Source organism: Thermococcus thermotolerans (assembly GCF_024707485.1).
GTDB classification, from domain to species: Archaea; Methanobacteriota_B; Thermococci; order Thermococcales; family Thermococcaceae; genus Thermococcus; species Thermococcus thermotolerans.
On record NZ_CP102602.1, the window covers coordinates 1490150 to 1502207 of the forward strand.

Below are 12058 nucleotides of genomic sequence, written 5' to 3' on the forward strand. Positions count from 1 at the left end.
ACCTCCTTAAGCTTCAAACTCCAGCTCGGAAACTTCTCTTTTTGCCCTGAAGGGCTGGAAGGGTTTACCTTCACCTGAGTAGAACGTTCCGAAAAATTCAACGTACTGCAGACGGAGCGAGTGAACGAACGCTCCGAGAGCGTTGATGGCGACCGAAAACAGCTGGCCGCCGGCAAACAGTATGATTCCGATGACTATGCCTATTGGGACGGGGCCGATGCTTATGCCCCAGACCATTTGGGCCAGTATGTTGACGACCATCGCGATTCCCGCCGTCGCTAGGGCCAGTGCCATGAGCCTCGCGTAGCTGAGCCAGCTGCCCACGAAGCCGAAGAAGTCTGAGATGACCAGGAGAACCGCCAGTGCACCGTTCTTGAGCTCGCTGAGTACGAAGAGGATCAAGCCGATCCCGAAGAGCACCTTGCCCGGCATGTCCAGGGACGGGTTGCTACTGGCGAGGAACAGGAAGGTTATTCCGAGTATTATGAGCATCCACGAGAGCTGGTCGAGTATCGCGTCCTTGATTTCGCCGTTCCTGAGCTTGACTATGAAGCCGACTGTGTAGCCTGTGAAGAGGTGGGCTATACCTATCGCGAGAGCAAGCTGGAGCACCACTAGGGCATCCTGGAAGGTGTCCCAGACGCGCGGGACCGTGAACCCAGCCAGATCAAGGGCGTTGCCGAAGTAGCTGCCGAAGATAACGCCCATCACCATTGTGAAGAACGAGCTTATAAGCAGGGTGTAAGCGAACTTGTAGGTGCCGTCGTTGAACTTCCTGTGCCCCTTGACAAGGAGGGCCGCTATTATCGCTATTATGAGGCCGTACATGAAGTCCGTGAGCATGAATCCGAAGAAGAACGAGTATGTGAAGGTTATTATCGGCGTCGGGTCTATCTCGTTGTACTTGGGGACGCCGTACATCTCGGTGAGCATCTCGAAGGGCCTGGCCCAGCCCGGGTTCTTGAGCTTTATTGGAATCTCGTCGAGCTCTTCCTCGGTCGGCTCCCTGACGTTGATGTAGGCGGTGCCGTTGGTCACCCTCTTGATGCCCTCCAGAACCTTGGGGACATCGCTCCTCGGAAGCCAGCCGGTCAAAGCAAATGTCATGTTCGTCCTGGCCAGCATCGGCAGTACGGTTGACTTGTCACGCTCGTTCTCCATGAGCTCCTGGTAGAAGAGGACATCCTCGTAGTACCGCTCAGCCAGCATCTCCGCGTCCTTCTTGGCGCTCTCAAGCTCCTCCTCCTTTCTCCTGAGCTTCTCCTCGTAGACGGCTATGAGCTCCCTGGGAGTCCCCTCACCCTCCGGAATCTCAAGCCTCTCAAGGGAGTACTTGGCCAGAATCGGGTTGGCCCTGTCGTAATCGGCCTTGAGGAAGACGAAAACCGCCAGAACCTTGTCCTTCAGTTCCCTTGAAACTATGACCGCCCTGTTCTCCGTGGCTTTGGTAACCTCCTCAACGAGGGGCTTAAACCGGTTTCTGTCAACGGTTCCGACGACGATTTCCAGCATTTGGGTTGATCTGAGGTATGACACATCAAGGTTGAGAGCCGAAAGAAGCTCCAGTATCGCTATGTCGCCCTTTATCCTCTCGATTTCAGTCTGGGTGGTGGTTATCTTGCCCTCAACTGCCTTTATCTCGGGCTCAACTTGAGCAAGGAACGCTTCAACGTCCTTTATGAGCCTCTCGATTCCCTCGTACCTGTACTTCTTCCTTGCCCGCTCCTTCGGGAAGATGAACTCCCTGAGGCCACCCCCGGTGGACTTTCTGTAGGCCTTAAGGAAATCTGCAAGCCTTGAGATGGTTATGCTGTACGAAGCGGCCTTCCTGTGGTACTCGTTGGGAGAATCACTCTGGGCAACTTCGACGTTGAGCTCCCGTATCTCCACAATACCGTTCTCGTGGAGGTACGTTAGGAGGCTGTCCTTGTATCTGTTAAGCGTGATGACCTCTATCCTGACCATCTCTTCAGGCTTGAACATTTCAGCCCCCTCTCACGAGCGCTATTCCAGCGGAGATGGCCTTCTCAAAGTTGTTGGTGGCTCTGACCTTGAGCTCTTCGATTTCAGAATCTCCCGCCTCCAGTATCTTCTTCGCCTCTTCCTCCCCTTCGAGACGTGCTTTTTCAATGAGGGATTCGGCGTTCCTTTCGGCCTCCTGCACTATGTTCTTTTCCAGAAGCTTGGCCTCTTCACGGGCCTTGAGGACTATCCGCTTGGCTTCCTCCTTGGCCCTCTCGATCCTCTCTTCCGCCTGTTTCTCTGCATCAACAATCTGCTTGATGACGTCCTCCATGATTAGCCCCCCAATGACACCGAAAACAGGTGATCCTCACGCCACCTTTGGCTTCCCTAATCGGTTTAAATAGTTTTTGGCCTATGGGCCGAGGATTTGACGGGGAAAGAACAAAAATGGACATGAAAGTTGAAAAAAATGTCATATTAACTTTCATTGTTGGGTTTCTTCTTCTCCAAAAGCCTCTTCACGTCGTCGAGGACACTGTTCTTGGCGAAGATTATGACCTGTCCCCTGTCCGGAAGCTTTGTATCGCCAGAGGGAATTATCAGGTTGCCCTTCTCATCGTAAACAGCCACCATGAGTGCGTCCCTCGGCAGCTTCAGCTCCTTGACCAGCCTGCCCGCTATCTCGCTGTCTCCGTTGATGGTAAAGCGAACTATTTCAGCGCCCTCCTTTGGGAACAAAACGCGATCGAAGCCCGGCGTGACTATGTTCCTGCTGATGTATTCAGCGGCTATCTCCTCCGGCGATATCACGAAGTCGAAGTAGCGCTTCAGGTCGGTGACCTCCTCAAAGATGCGCCTGTTCTGGGGATTGCTTATCCTGAGCGACGTCTTGATCTTCGGGTTGAGGTGCTTGGCCAGTATACATGCCAGCAGGTTGGCATCGTCCTTGCCCGTCAAGGCTGCAAAGGCATCCGCCTGCTTTATGTTGGCCTCCTCCAGCGTTTTGGGGTCAGTGGCGTCGCCTTCAATGACCAAACCATTGATGAGGAGGGAGAGCTCCTTGGCGCGCTCCTTGTTCATCTCTATTATCGTTACGTCGTGCCCCTCCTCCTCAAGCATCTTTGCCACGAGGAAGCCGACCCTGCCAGCACCCATTATCACGACGAACATCAGTCCTCACCGAGGAGGTATTTGGCTATCTCCGCATAGGCAGGCCTGGTTATCAGGATTCCGATGAGCACTCCGAGTATCGTCGTGAAGGCAAAACCCTTGAGCGTTCCGACGAAGTAAACCAGCAGGAAGCTCATGGCAGCTATAGTGGTCGCTGCTGACGCGAAGATGACGAAGAACGCCCTGCCCATCCTCTTGAGCATGCTTGAGCGTCTGCTTATCCTCGTGGTCTTCTCCCCACCGAGTAGCTCATCGGTTATGACTATCTGCTGGTCGACACCAGTACCTATGGCCGCAATGATACCAGCGATACTGGGCAGGTCAAGGTTCCACCTGATGAGCGCCGCGAAGCCCAGGATGATTATCGCCTCGAAGAGGCTGGTCGAGGCAACGGGTATGGCTATCCTCCACTTCCTGTAGTGGAAGTAGACGATGAGCAGGACGGTTATGAGTGCACCAATGCCCGCGTAGAGAGCCTGCGTCCTGAAGCCCTCGCCGAGCCTCGGGGATATGAACTCCATACCAACGACGTTGAGCTTGACCGGAAGCGACCCGCTCTTAAGGACGGTGTAGATGGTGCTCGCCTCCTGCTCGGCCGTAAGCCTGTCCGGAGCGCTTCCAGTTATCTGAACATCCTGCTGGGGTTCTCCTACGGTAAGACCCTCGCCAAGGGAATACGGGCCGTAAAGGCCAAGAACCCTGACTATAAGCGCGTGGTCACTCTCCCCCTGGGCCCTCGGGACGTACCTTACCGTGATGTTCATTGCCTCAAGCTGGGTCTGAAGCTCCCCCGGGACGTCAACGAGGACTATCCTGCCCTTGCCCTGAGCGAGCTTGACTATCTCGTCGGCGCTCTGGTTGGCGTAGGCGACGACGCTTATGTTAAAGGCCTTGGTAATCCTCTCAAGGAGCGTCGGTGCCTCCGGGGCGTTGGCGTTGAACTCCGAGCTGTTCATCGTCTTGTAAACGCTCTCGGGGACAATCATCAGAGAGTTGACCGGCGGGTCAAGGAACATGTCAACCGGCCAGCCGGCCTTACCCTTGGCAAGCTCAGCAAACTTTTCGGCTGCGCTCTTGGAGATTCTGAAGGGAACGCTCCAGCTGTTGTCGGGGTTTATTTTATAGATACCCACATACTCAACGTCGTTTCCCGTTCCAAATACAGTCCCCGCGAACTCCATGTAGAAGACACCCTGACTCTCGATGACGCTCTTTATCTGATTCGCCTCCTCCGGAGAGGTAACGTTGGCGACTTTAATCAGCACTATCTGGTCTCCCTGGGCCTCAACGGTTATGTCTCTAAGGCCGAGGGTGTTCAGCCTCTTCTGAAGGGAGTCAGTTACGAGCTGCATGGTCTTGGTGTCAACGGGGTGTTCGGTCTGAGCAACGAGTGCGACACCGCCGCTTATGTCGATACCAAACGTGAGAGGCCTAACCGCAAGGGTCACTATCGAGCCTATGAGAAACAGAGTGAGCAGGATTATCCTCCAGTTTAGGAGAAGCTTTTTGGTTCTTCTCTTCATGCCTTACCACCCCTGACAGCTTCCCTGGTAAGGTACCACTTGAGCACGCCCGCGTTGAGAACCCACGTGTTCATGAAGTCCGCGAGCAGACCGAAGATTAGGACTATGGCGATGTTGTCTATGGTCTGGGAGGTCGAGATTATCCAGAGAATCAGCAGGGCACCCAGGGTCGTGGTGCTCATGGTGAAGCCCGTCGAGACGGCCGAGAGGTAGGCCTTGTCTATGGAGTCCTCCTTTCTCTTGAGGAGTTTAGTCGTCAGGAGGATGTTGCTGTCAACGGTGTAACCTATGAGCATGAGCAGCGCCGCTATAGTGGCGGTGGTGAGCTCTATCCCGAAGATGCCCATCAGGGCAACTGCTATCGTCATGTCCGAGAGTGCGGAGAATATTATCGTGAGCGACGGCACGAGGTTCCTGAAAAACAGAAAGACCACGACTGCCATAGCAAGGAACGCAAATGCCAGCGCCCTTATTCCCTGCTGCTGAGCTATCTCTCCAAAGGTTGGCTGCACCTCGCTGTGGGTATATTCAGCACCAGGATACTTCTCCTTCATGGCATCGATTATTCTGAGCGGGTCGGTGCCTATAGGCGCATAAACCCTGACACCGCTGGTCTCGACACCGGTGAAGCTCTCGACCCTGACGTCCACACCGATTTTATCGCTTATGTACTTGGCCAGTTCATCCGGGTTTGCATTAACTCCGTAGGCGGTAACCACAACACCGCCCCTGAGGTCTATCCCCAGCGTCGGAAAGTTGACCGCGAGGAGTATTAAGGCTATCACGAAGACCACAAGCGGATACATTATCATTTTTCTGTATTCCATCCTTGCGAGGAAGCTCAGCTTTTCCTGTTTCTTCGCCCTCACGGCATCTCCCGCCGTGGGCTTTGCCTTTGATTTAGGCTTCGACATACCTTCACCCCTTCGTGAGTTTTAGTAAACTTGTCGTTAGTTGGAGGTATGAGTTTTAAAATTAGTGGTTCACGCCTAAAAAAGGCCATCGGTGAGCATGATTAAACTGGGCGCAGAGGGGACTTAACCCATGAAAGAGCCTTCAAATCGGAATTGCAGGGAATCCTCCATGAGCTTTCGGAAAATTTCAATAACGAGCTAGATATAACTGTTCAATAAATTCCAGTCCAGTTCAGAGCAGTTCAACGCCAAAACGGCCCGTTCACAGCTCTCCGCTTCAGGGCTTAACTTTAAAAAGGGTTCGTAATAGGAGCAACAAGAGGTGAGAGCCATGGCTGAGATAGAGACGATCGGGTTCCATTACGTTGTTGAGGCAGCAGGTTGTGATCCCGAAATCCTCGGTAACGCTGACAAGATAAGACAGATATTCCTGGAAGCAGCCAAGGTCGGTAAAATGGAGGTCAAGGCAAGCTATTTCTTCAAGTTCTCCCCCACCGGTGTCAGCGGGATGGTCATCGTCGCAGAAAGCCACATCTCAATACACACCTGGCCCGAGAAGGGCTACGCGGCTTTGGACGTTTACACCTGCGGAACCACCGCCGACCCTGAGAAGGCAGTTGACTACATCCTCGACAAGCTCCGCGCCCAGTACGCCCACGTTTCCGAGATAAAGCGTGGAATAGAGGAGGAAGACGAGACCTTTACCCACATGATACTCACGTGGGAGGAGAAGCTCGAGAGGAAGAACAGCGAAAAAGACTGAGGTTAGTTTTCCTTTATACTTCCTTTGCCGGCTAGCGTTTTCTCCTTATAAACTCCCCCACGTCGGTAACGTTGAGGATGAACTTCCTTCTGCTCTCCGGGTTTATCCTGCCGATGCCGAGGATAACACCGTTCTCGTCGTAGACCACCAGTTTCTTCGTTCCCTGCCAGACGTATCTTCTCACGCCGCTTCTCGGCACGTCCTTTCCGGTGGTGAAGAGAAAGCCCGCCTTTGGGGTCAAGACGGCATAGTTCTTCTCAACCTTCACAAAGTAGAAGAACTCCACGTTGGGATAGAACTTCTCAACAAGGTTTTTGTCCACCTTTATCGTGCCGACGAAGGTTCCGTAGGCGTAGGGCTTAACCTTCATTCGTTCGATCTCTCGCCACAGACTTTCGTTCACGGCGTAAACATCGCGGAACCTCCCCTCCACCACGGCAAAGAAGTGATGCTTTAGCTCACCATACTTCTCGGCCTCGCGGAGGATCAAATCGTACTCCCATGCGGAGGCACGTCTATATCTCAGCTCGCCCTCCATGAACCCACCGGTTGGGAGTCTCAGGCATGCCTTAAAAGGCTTGGCTCAGCTCGAGTCCGAGAGATTGACAGGCACCCCACCAACCCCACGACAACCGTGGCGTTTTCTGGCCCCCCTTTCATGCTGGCGTGGACGTAGTAATCCACCGCAACCCACTCGGCAATAAGGGTGCTTATCAGGGCGGAGACGCCGAGGAGGGCCATTACCGCGGCCGCTGCCGCCTCAGGAATTCTCTCCCCCGCCAGCCAGAGGGCTATGATTCCGCAGAGGGAGGTGGCGAACCATATGCCAAAGGCAACGAACAGCAGGGGCGTCTCAGCACTTGAGATGGATTCCACGATGACCCAGACCGAGCCGAGCATTCCAAAGGCGAAGTAAACCGTCCCGAAGAGCCTGCCCGTTTCAAGCCTGGGCGAAACCCCCAGATAGTAGAGGGACAGCAACGCTGTTAAAAAGTACCCGAGGATGAAAAGCTTAAGACTCCACGCCAGCTCAAGGTAGAAGAACTCGGGAAGCACTTTGGAGAACATTATGGCCGGGATTCCGTAGAACACCAGGCCGAGCACCGCCTGTACCAGGAAAGAGGCAAGGAGCAGCGTGGTCTTCCAGTCCCCCATGTTCGAATATAGTCAAAGGGGATATATCTACCTTTCGAGCTCATCAATGAGCCTCGCGAGGCCATCCATGTCGGTTTTCTCGAACTCCCTCTCAAATTCGAGGCCGAGCCGGGCAATCTCCTCCGGAGTTATAAGCGTTTCAGGGTTTTCAGCGTTTATCCCCGGGCAGGATGCATCGTAATAGAGCCAGAGACTCTGGCCCTTGTACCGAAGCGGTTTTTCTCCCTCGACCCCGAGGGGCTTTCGCGAAACCATGAAGGGATAAATCCTGCAGATTACCGGGTTGACCTCATGAATCCGGCATTTTCCGGTCTCAGGGTCGTGGAAGATACACCCCAGATCCCACTCCCTCACCGCTAAAACGAAGCGGATTTTATCCCCCTCTATGGAGAACGTCACGAACTCCTGGGGGTCGTGGCCGGCTCTCGCTATTCTCTCTATGTCCTTCAGGGTCAGATAGACATGCCTCCCGCGGCAACAGTCGAGGCAGTAGAGGCACCTGAAGGGCACAGGTTCGGTGAAAGGCCTCGGTTCGAACCTCATATGTCCCAGTCGCACCGGGAAGTTAAAAATGCATCGGGCACCTATGCCTGACCCTCTGTTAACAGAACAGACTGCCATAATCTGGCAAGACCAATGAAAAAAGAGACTGAAGCAGGGTTTAACCCCCTCAGCTTTTTCCGTAGGCGACCTTGAAAGCTCCCCAGTCGGTTTTCTCGCCGTAGGTCACGGTGAAGTTGACAAGCTCGTACTTCTCGGGGTTCCCATCGGGTTTGTAGAAGATCAGGTGATAACCGGGCTCCACATACCAGTAGAAAGCAGAGGTCACCACGAAGAAGTACTTGGAGATCGCCAGCTTCCTCACGCACTTCTCGCTCACGATGAACTTCTGCCCGTCCCAGAAGGCAACGTCCGCACACCAGCCGGGCGTTTGGATCTCAAGGAGAACCGTGTTTCCGTAGTCCTCGCTGCCCTTCAGTATCAGGTGATTCTGCATATCAATCGCGTTCTCCCACGTGTAGTTGCCGAGTGTTATGTTTTCGAGGAGGAGTATCTGTCCCTTCGGAGCGGCAACGCCGTAGGGCACAACCTTGTGGGTGAGGAGGGGATAGTAAACTATCCTGAAGATGAGAATCCCAAAAACAAGGACTATAAAGAGAACTTTGAGCCGAAACGCCGTTTCGTAGGATATCCTCATGGAACCACCTCATGACTTCCCAAGGGACACCTTGAATGCCCCCCAGTCCGTTTCCCCGCCGTAGGTCACTGTGAAGTTGACAAGCTCGTAGTTCTGGACGGGGCTCTCTTTGTGGAAAACTATCACGTAGCCCGTCTCAAGGTACCAGTAGAGTATCTCCTTTGCCTCGTGGGTGGGAATCCTCTTGAAAGCGTACTGACTCAGCTGGACCTCTCTGACGCAGTCGTACTTCTGCTGCCAGCCCTTCGACGAGCCGCCCCACGTCCACAGGTCAACGCACCATCCTGGAGTCTGGACTTCCAGGGTGAGCGTGTCCCCCAAGTTGTCGTTGCCCTTGAGCACAAGCAGGTTGTTCTGGGAGGTTGCCGGAACAGCATTGGTGTAGTTCACGGAACCGAGGGTAAAGTTCTGGGCGAGAACGATCTGCCCCTTGGGCGCCGCCACCCCCCACGGGTTGGTCTGATGGCTCAGCAGGGGGTAATACACTATCATGAATATGGCGATTCCAAAAATGAGCGCCAATATGAGAACCTTGGCCCGGAAACTCGTTTCGTACGAGACCTGGTGCTTTTTCACCACTCCGGCTCACCTCAGTCTATACTTGTTCACCGGTGCTTAAAAGTTTTACTGATGAGAAAAGGTTTTTTCAACCAATAGGGAGAGCTAGAAAACCAAAGCAGGGAGAGAATAAAACACTATTCAGGTGTTTAAGTGCCCGTCGAAGTGCCCGCGAATTTCGAAGTCAGCGTAGCTCCTATCGAGCCTCTTGGCGACATAGGGCCCGTTCTTCCGGTAGCCGAACTTCCGGTAGTAGTTCCTGACTCCCACGCCGCTGATGACGAGCATCTTCTTAACCTCGAACTCCTCGCGAGCTATCCTCTCGGCCTCAGCCAAAAGCTCCCTTCCGTATCCCCGGTGCTGCCACTCGTACCTCGGCTTCCCGCCTATCGGCACGAGCGGACCGTAAACGTGGAGCTCCCTGACTATGGCTGAGGGACAGCAGTTTATCTCCTTCCTGTGGGCCCTTTCGCTCGGAATTCTCAGCCTGAGGAAGCCTATCAAGATGTCGTTCTTAACGTCCTCGAAGCTGAGGAATATCTCTTTACCTCCAGCCGCTTCATAGTCCTCACGGAGGAGCTTGATGTGCTCGATTTCGGGCTGAACCCCGAACTTTTCCATCATGTGGCCAACTTCCCTAAACCTAATCTCCCTCGGCCTTATGCCCCTCTCCACGAGCTCGTTGAAGACGAGCTGGCCCAGATTGGAGTGCTTGACCCCATCAACGATGAGCTGAACGGGTATATCGCGCTGGATCCTCATCACGCGAACCCACTTGGGGAAGAGCTTGTAGGCCTCGACGAGAAGCTCAACGGCCTCCTCCGTGCGGTAGGGGCGGTACTTACCCTCCTTCCACTGGCGGTAGAGCGGTGCATCTGCCGTAACGAGCGTGGGATATATCTTCAGCATGTCGGGCCTGAAGCGAGAGTCTTCAAAAATCGCCCTGAAGGTGTACAAATCCCTCTCGAAGTTGCTTCCCGGAAGGCCCGGCATTATGTGGTAGTTGATTTTAAGGCCAGCGTCGCGGAGGAGCTGGGTTGCTCTGACTATCTCCTCAACGCCGTGCCCGCGCTTGGTTCTCTCGTGGATGAAGTTGAATATCGTCTGAACACCGAGCTCGACCCTCGTGGTTCCGAGCTTCAGCATTCTGTCTATGTGCCTCTCGAAGGCCCAGTCGGGGCGCGTTTCGATGGTCAGGCCAACCATTCTGACCTTAGCCCTTTCGTTCTTCCTCTGCTCGTCTTCGAGGTAGTAGTAGGGCTTTGCGTGCGTTTTCTCCCATGCCCCCTTAAACTTCGGGTCCTCGTCAAAGACGGACTCGTCTTTGTGGACTATCAGCCTGACGAGCTTCTCCTCAAGGTTTTCCACATCCTTAAAGTGCGGGAAGTCGTTCATGGCCTTGAAGGCACACTTGACGAACCACTCCTGGTAGTCCAGGTCAACCGCTGGAAAAGTTCCACCTTGGATTATGACCTCGACCTTGTCCACGTCGTGTCCTATATCGGTGAGCTGCTTAAGGCGACGCATCATGATGATGTAGGGATGGTAGGCGCTCTGAACGGCCCTCAGGGCGGAGGGTTCCTTTCCGGTGTAGCTCTGCGGCGAGCCGACGCTTGGCCCCCCTGGACAGTAGATGCACCTGCCGTGAGGGCAGGGAAATGGCCTGGTCATCATGGCAACTACCGCAACGCCGCTTATCGTCCTCGTCGGCTTTCTTTTCAGCAAGTCCCTGAACTCTTCCCTTCTCTCCTCCGGGATGGCCCTGAGGATGTCTGAGTTACCGGGAATCTTTGAAAGGTGATACTTCCTGGATACGGCTATCTTGTACCTGTTGAGCTCCTCACGGCTCTTTATCTCACCGTTCATGACGGCCCTCGCGAGCTCTTCAACAGCCTTCCGGAACTTCTCACTCATCCCGACACCTCTCGGCTGGAGTTGAGGCTCGGTTTTAAAAGGGTTTGCCGGACATATTCAGTTAGTGAATAATTCACCAAGTGAATACGGGGTGGGAGAATGAACCGCGACGAGCTCGTTGCTTTCCTCGATGAATATCTTCAGATTTCAGCTTATCCAGACAAGTCGAGCAACGGCCTCCAGGTTGAGGGAAAGGCGGAGGTCGAGAGAATAGCGTTTGCCGTCGATACAACGCTAAGAACAATCGGGAGGGCCGCGAAGGCCGGGGCCGACATGCTCATCGTCCACCACGGCATGATATGGGGCGGTCTGGGATACATCACGGGGGTGCACTACAGACGCCTGAAAGCGCTCTTCGATGCGGGCATTAACCTCTACGCGGCACATCTGCCGTTGGATGCCCACCCAGAGGTCGGGAACAACGTCGGGCTTTTGAGGCTCCTAGGCCTTGAACCGAAGGAGCCCTTCGGGGAGTACAGAGGGACAACGATCGGCTTCCTCGGGGAGTTCGAGGAGCCGCAACCGATAGAGAAGGTCGCCCAGGTAATAGCCGAAAAGCTCGATACAACCGTTAAAACCTACGAGTTCGGGGAGGGGAAGATAAAAACCGTCGGAGCCATCAGCGGGGCTGGAGCATTCGCCCTTGAAGAGGCGTGGAGAAAGGGAATAGACCTCCTCGTAACCGGAGAATTTACCCACGCGGACTACCTGACTGCCCTCGACCTTGGAATAAGCGTTGCCGTTGCAGGACACTACAAGACCGAAACCCTGGGCGTCAAGGCCCTGATGGAGGTCGTAAAAGAAAAGTTTGGGATCGAGGCTTTCTTCATAGACGCGCCCACCGGACTATGAGAAAACGTAAAGGCCTACACAAATAGTTAATAAGAGACAAAGCCCC

General features: G+C 54.2%; 13 protein-coding genes. 2 read left to right on the top strand and 11 right to left on the bottom strand.

Annotation, left to right across the window (positions count from 1 at the left end):
- Positions 1 to 6 precede the first annotated feature (6 nt).
- The 5 genes from NUS69_RS08490 to NUS69_RS08510 form a co-directional block, all read right to left on the bottom strand.
- Positions 7 to 1983 (bottom strand): V-type ATP synthase subunit I, encoded by a 1977-nt coding sequence (locus NUS69_RS08490; RefSeq protein ID WP_258083370.1) that lies wholly within the window; start codon positions 1981 to 1983, stop codon positions 7 to 9.
- 1 nt (position 1984) lies between these two features.
- Positions 1985 to 2296 (bottom strand): V-type ATP synthase subunit H, encoded by a 312-nt coding sequence (locus NUS69_RS08495; RefSeq protein WP_258083371.1) that lies wholly within the window; start codon positions 2294 to 2296, stop codon positions 1985 to 1987.
- A 146-nt stretch (positions 2297 to 2442) separates the two neighbouring features.
- Entirely contained in the window at positions 2443 to 3135 is a 693-nt protein-coding gene (locus NUS69_RS08500) for a potassium channel family protein (protein ID WP_055429963.1), read from the bottom strand.
- On the bottom strand, positions 3135 to 4658 hold the full coding sequence (locus tag NUS69_RS08505) for a preprotein translocase subunit SecD (RefSeq protein ID WP_258083372.1): 1524 nt from the start codon (positions 4656 to 4658) through the stop codon (positions 3135 to 3137). The genes NUS69_RS08500 and NUS69_RS08505 overlap by 1 nt, the downstream gene beginning before the upstream one ends.
- A complete protein-coding gene (locus NUS69_RS08510; RefSeq protein ID WP_258083373.1) occupies positions 4655 to 5572 on the bottom strand; it encodes a protein translocase subunit SecF in 918 nt (305 codons plus the stop codon). The genes NUS69_RS08505 and NUS69_RS08510 overlap by 4 nt, the downstream gene beginning before the upstream one ends.
- A gap of 331 nt (positions 5573 to 5903) precedes the next feature.
- Between NUS69_RS08510 and speD the strand changes: the two genes are divergently transcribed.
- Positions 5904 to 6335 (top strand): adenosylmethionine decarboxylase, encoded by a 432-nt coding sequence (gene speD, locus NUS69_RS08515; RefSeq protein ID WP_055429966.1) that lies wholly within the window; start codon positions 5904 to 5906, stop codon positions 6333 to 6335.
- Positions 6336 to 6366: 31 nt separating this feature from the next.
- Here the strand turns inward: speD and NUS69_RS08520 are convergent, their stop codons facing one another.
- The 6 genes from NUS69_RS08520 to NUS69_RS08545 all read right to left on the bottom strand — a co-directional run bounded on the left by NUS69_RS08520 (position 6367) and on the right by NUS69_RS08545 (position 11160).
- Positions 6367 to 6873 (bottom strand): PUA domain-containing protein, encoded by a 507-nt coding sequence (locus NUS69_RS08520; RefSeq protein ID WP_258083374.1) that lies wholly within the window; start codon positions 6871 to 6873, stop codon positions 6367 to 6369.
- Positions 6874 to 6893: 20 nt separating this feature from the next.
- On the bottom strand, positions 6894 to 7490 hold the full coding sequence (locus tag NUS69_RS08525; RefSeq protein ID WP_258083375.1) for a hypothetical protein: 597 nt from the start codon (positions 7488 to 7490) through the stop codon (positions 6894 to 6896).
- Positions 7491 to 7517: 27 nt separating this feature from the next.
- Positions 7518 to 8033 carry a YkgJ family cysteine cluster protein gene (locus tag NUS69_RS08530; protein ID WP_258083376.1) on the bottom strand — a complete coding sequence of 172 codons (516 nt, stop codon included), beginning with the start codon at positions 8031 to 8033 and terminating at the stop codon, positions 7518 to 7520.
- A gap of 127 nt (positions 8034 to 8160) precedes the next feature.
- Entirely contained in the window at positions 8161 to 8688 is a 528-nt protein-coding gene (locus NUS69_RS08535; RefSeq protein ID WP_258083377.1) for a hypothetical protein, read from the bottom strand.
- 9 nt (positions 8689 to 8697) lie between these two features.
- Complete coding sequence (locus tag NUS69_RS08540) at positions 8698 to 9267, bottom strand: hypothetical protein (protein WP_258083378.1); 570 nt, start codon at positions 9265 to 9267, stop codon at positions 8698 to 8700.
- Between the two features lie 120 nt (positions 9268 to 9387).
- The gene (locus tag NUS69_RS08545; RefSeq protein WP_258083379.1) at positions 9388 to 11160 is read right to left on the bottom strand and encodes a tRNA uridine(34) 5-carboxymethylaminomethyl modification radical SAM/GNAT enzyme Elp3; all 1773 of its coding nucleotides are present in this window, start codon (positions 11158 to 11160) and stop codon (positions 9388 to 9390) included.
- A gap of 99 nt (positions 11161 to 11259) precedes the next feature.
- Between NUS69_RS08545 and NUS69_RS08550 the strand changes: the two genes are divergently transcribed.
- Positions 11260 to 12012 (top strand): Nif3-like dinuclear metal center hexameric protein, encoded by a 753-nt coding sequence (locus NUS69_RS08550; RefSeq protein WP_258083380.1) that lies wholly within the window; start codon positions 11260 to 11262, stop codon positions 12010 to 12012.
- Positions 12013 to 12058 lie beyond the last annotated feature (46 nt).

Bases quoted from the DNA above. Each gene is read 5' to 3' on its own strand.
- NUS69_RS08490 (WP_258083370.1), bottom strand. From the start codon at position 1,983: ATGTTCAAGCCTGAAGAGATGGTCAGGATAGAGGTCATCACGCTTAAC.
- NUS69_RS08495 (WP_258083371.1), bottom strand. From the start codon at position 2,296: ATGGAGGACGTCATCAAGCAGATTGTTGATGCAGAGAAACAGGCGGAA.
- NUS69_RS08500 (WP_055429963.1), bottom strand. From the start codon at position 3,135: ATGTTCGTCGTGATAATGGGTGCTGGCAGGGTCGGCTTCCTCGTGGCA.
- NUS69_RS08505 (WP_258083372.1), bottom strand. From the start codon at position 4,658: ATGAAGAGAAGAACCAAAAAGCTTCTCCTAAACTGGAGGATAATCCTG.
- NUS69_RS08510 (WP_258083373.1), bottom strand. From the start codon at position 5,572: ATGTCGAAGCCTAAATCAAAGGCAAAGCCCACGGCGGGAGATGCCGTG.
- speD (WP_055429966.1), top strand. From the start codon at position 5,904: ATGGCTGAGATAGAGACGATCGGGTTCCATTACGTTGTTGAGGCAGCA.
- NUS69_RS08520 (WP_258083374.1), bottom strand. From the start codon at position 6,873: ATGGAGGGCGAGCTGAGATATAGACGTGCCTCCGCATGGGAGTACGAT.
- NUS69_RS08525 (WP_258083375.1), bottom strand. From the start codon at position 7,490: ATGGGGGACTGGAAGACCACGCTGCTCCTTGCCTCTTTCCTGGTACAG.
- NUS69_RS08530 (WP_258083376.1), bottom strand. From the start codon at position 8,033: ATGAGGTTCGAACCGAGGCCTTTCACCGAACCTGTGCCCTTCAGGTGC.
- NUS69_RS08535 (WP_258083377.1), bottom strand. From the start codon at position 8,688: ATGAGGATATCCTACGAAACGGCGTTTCGGCTCAAAGTTCTCTTTATA.
- NUS69_RS08545 (WP_258083379.1), bottom strand. From the start codon at position 11,160: ATGAGTGAGAAGTTCCGGAAGGCTGTTGAAGAGCTCGCGAGGGCCGTC.
- NUS69_RS08550 (WP_258083380.1), top strand. From the start codon at position 11,260: ATGAACCGCGACGAGCTCGTTGCTTTCCTCGATGAATATCTTCAGATT.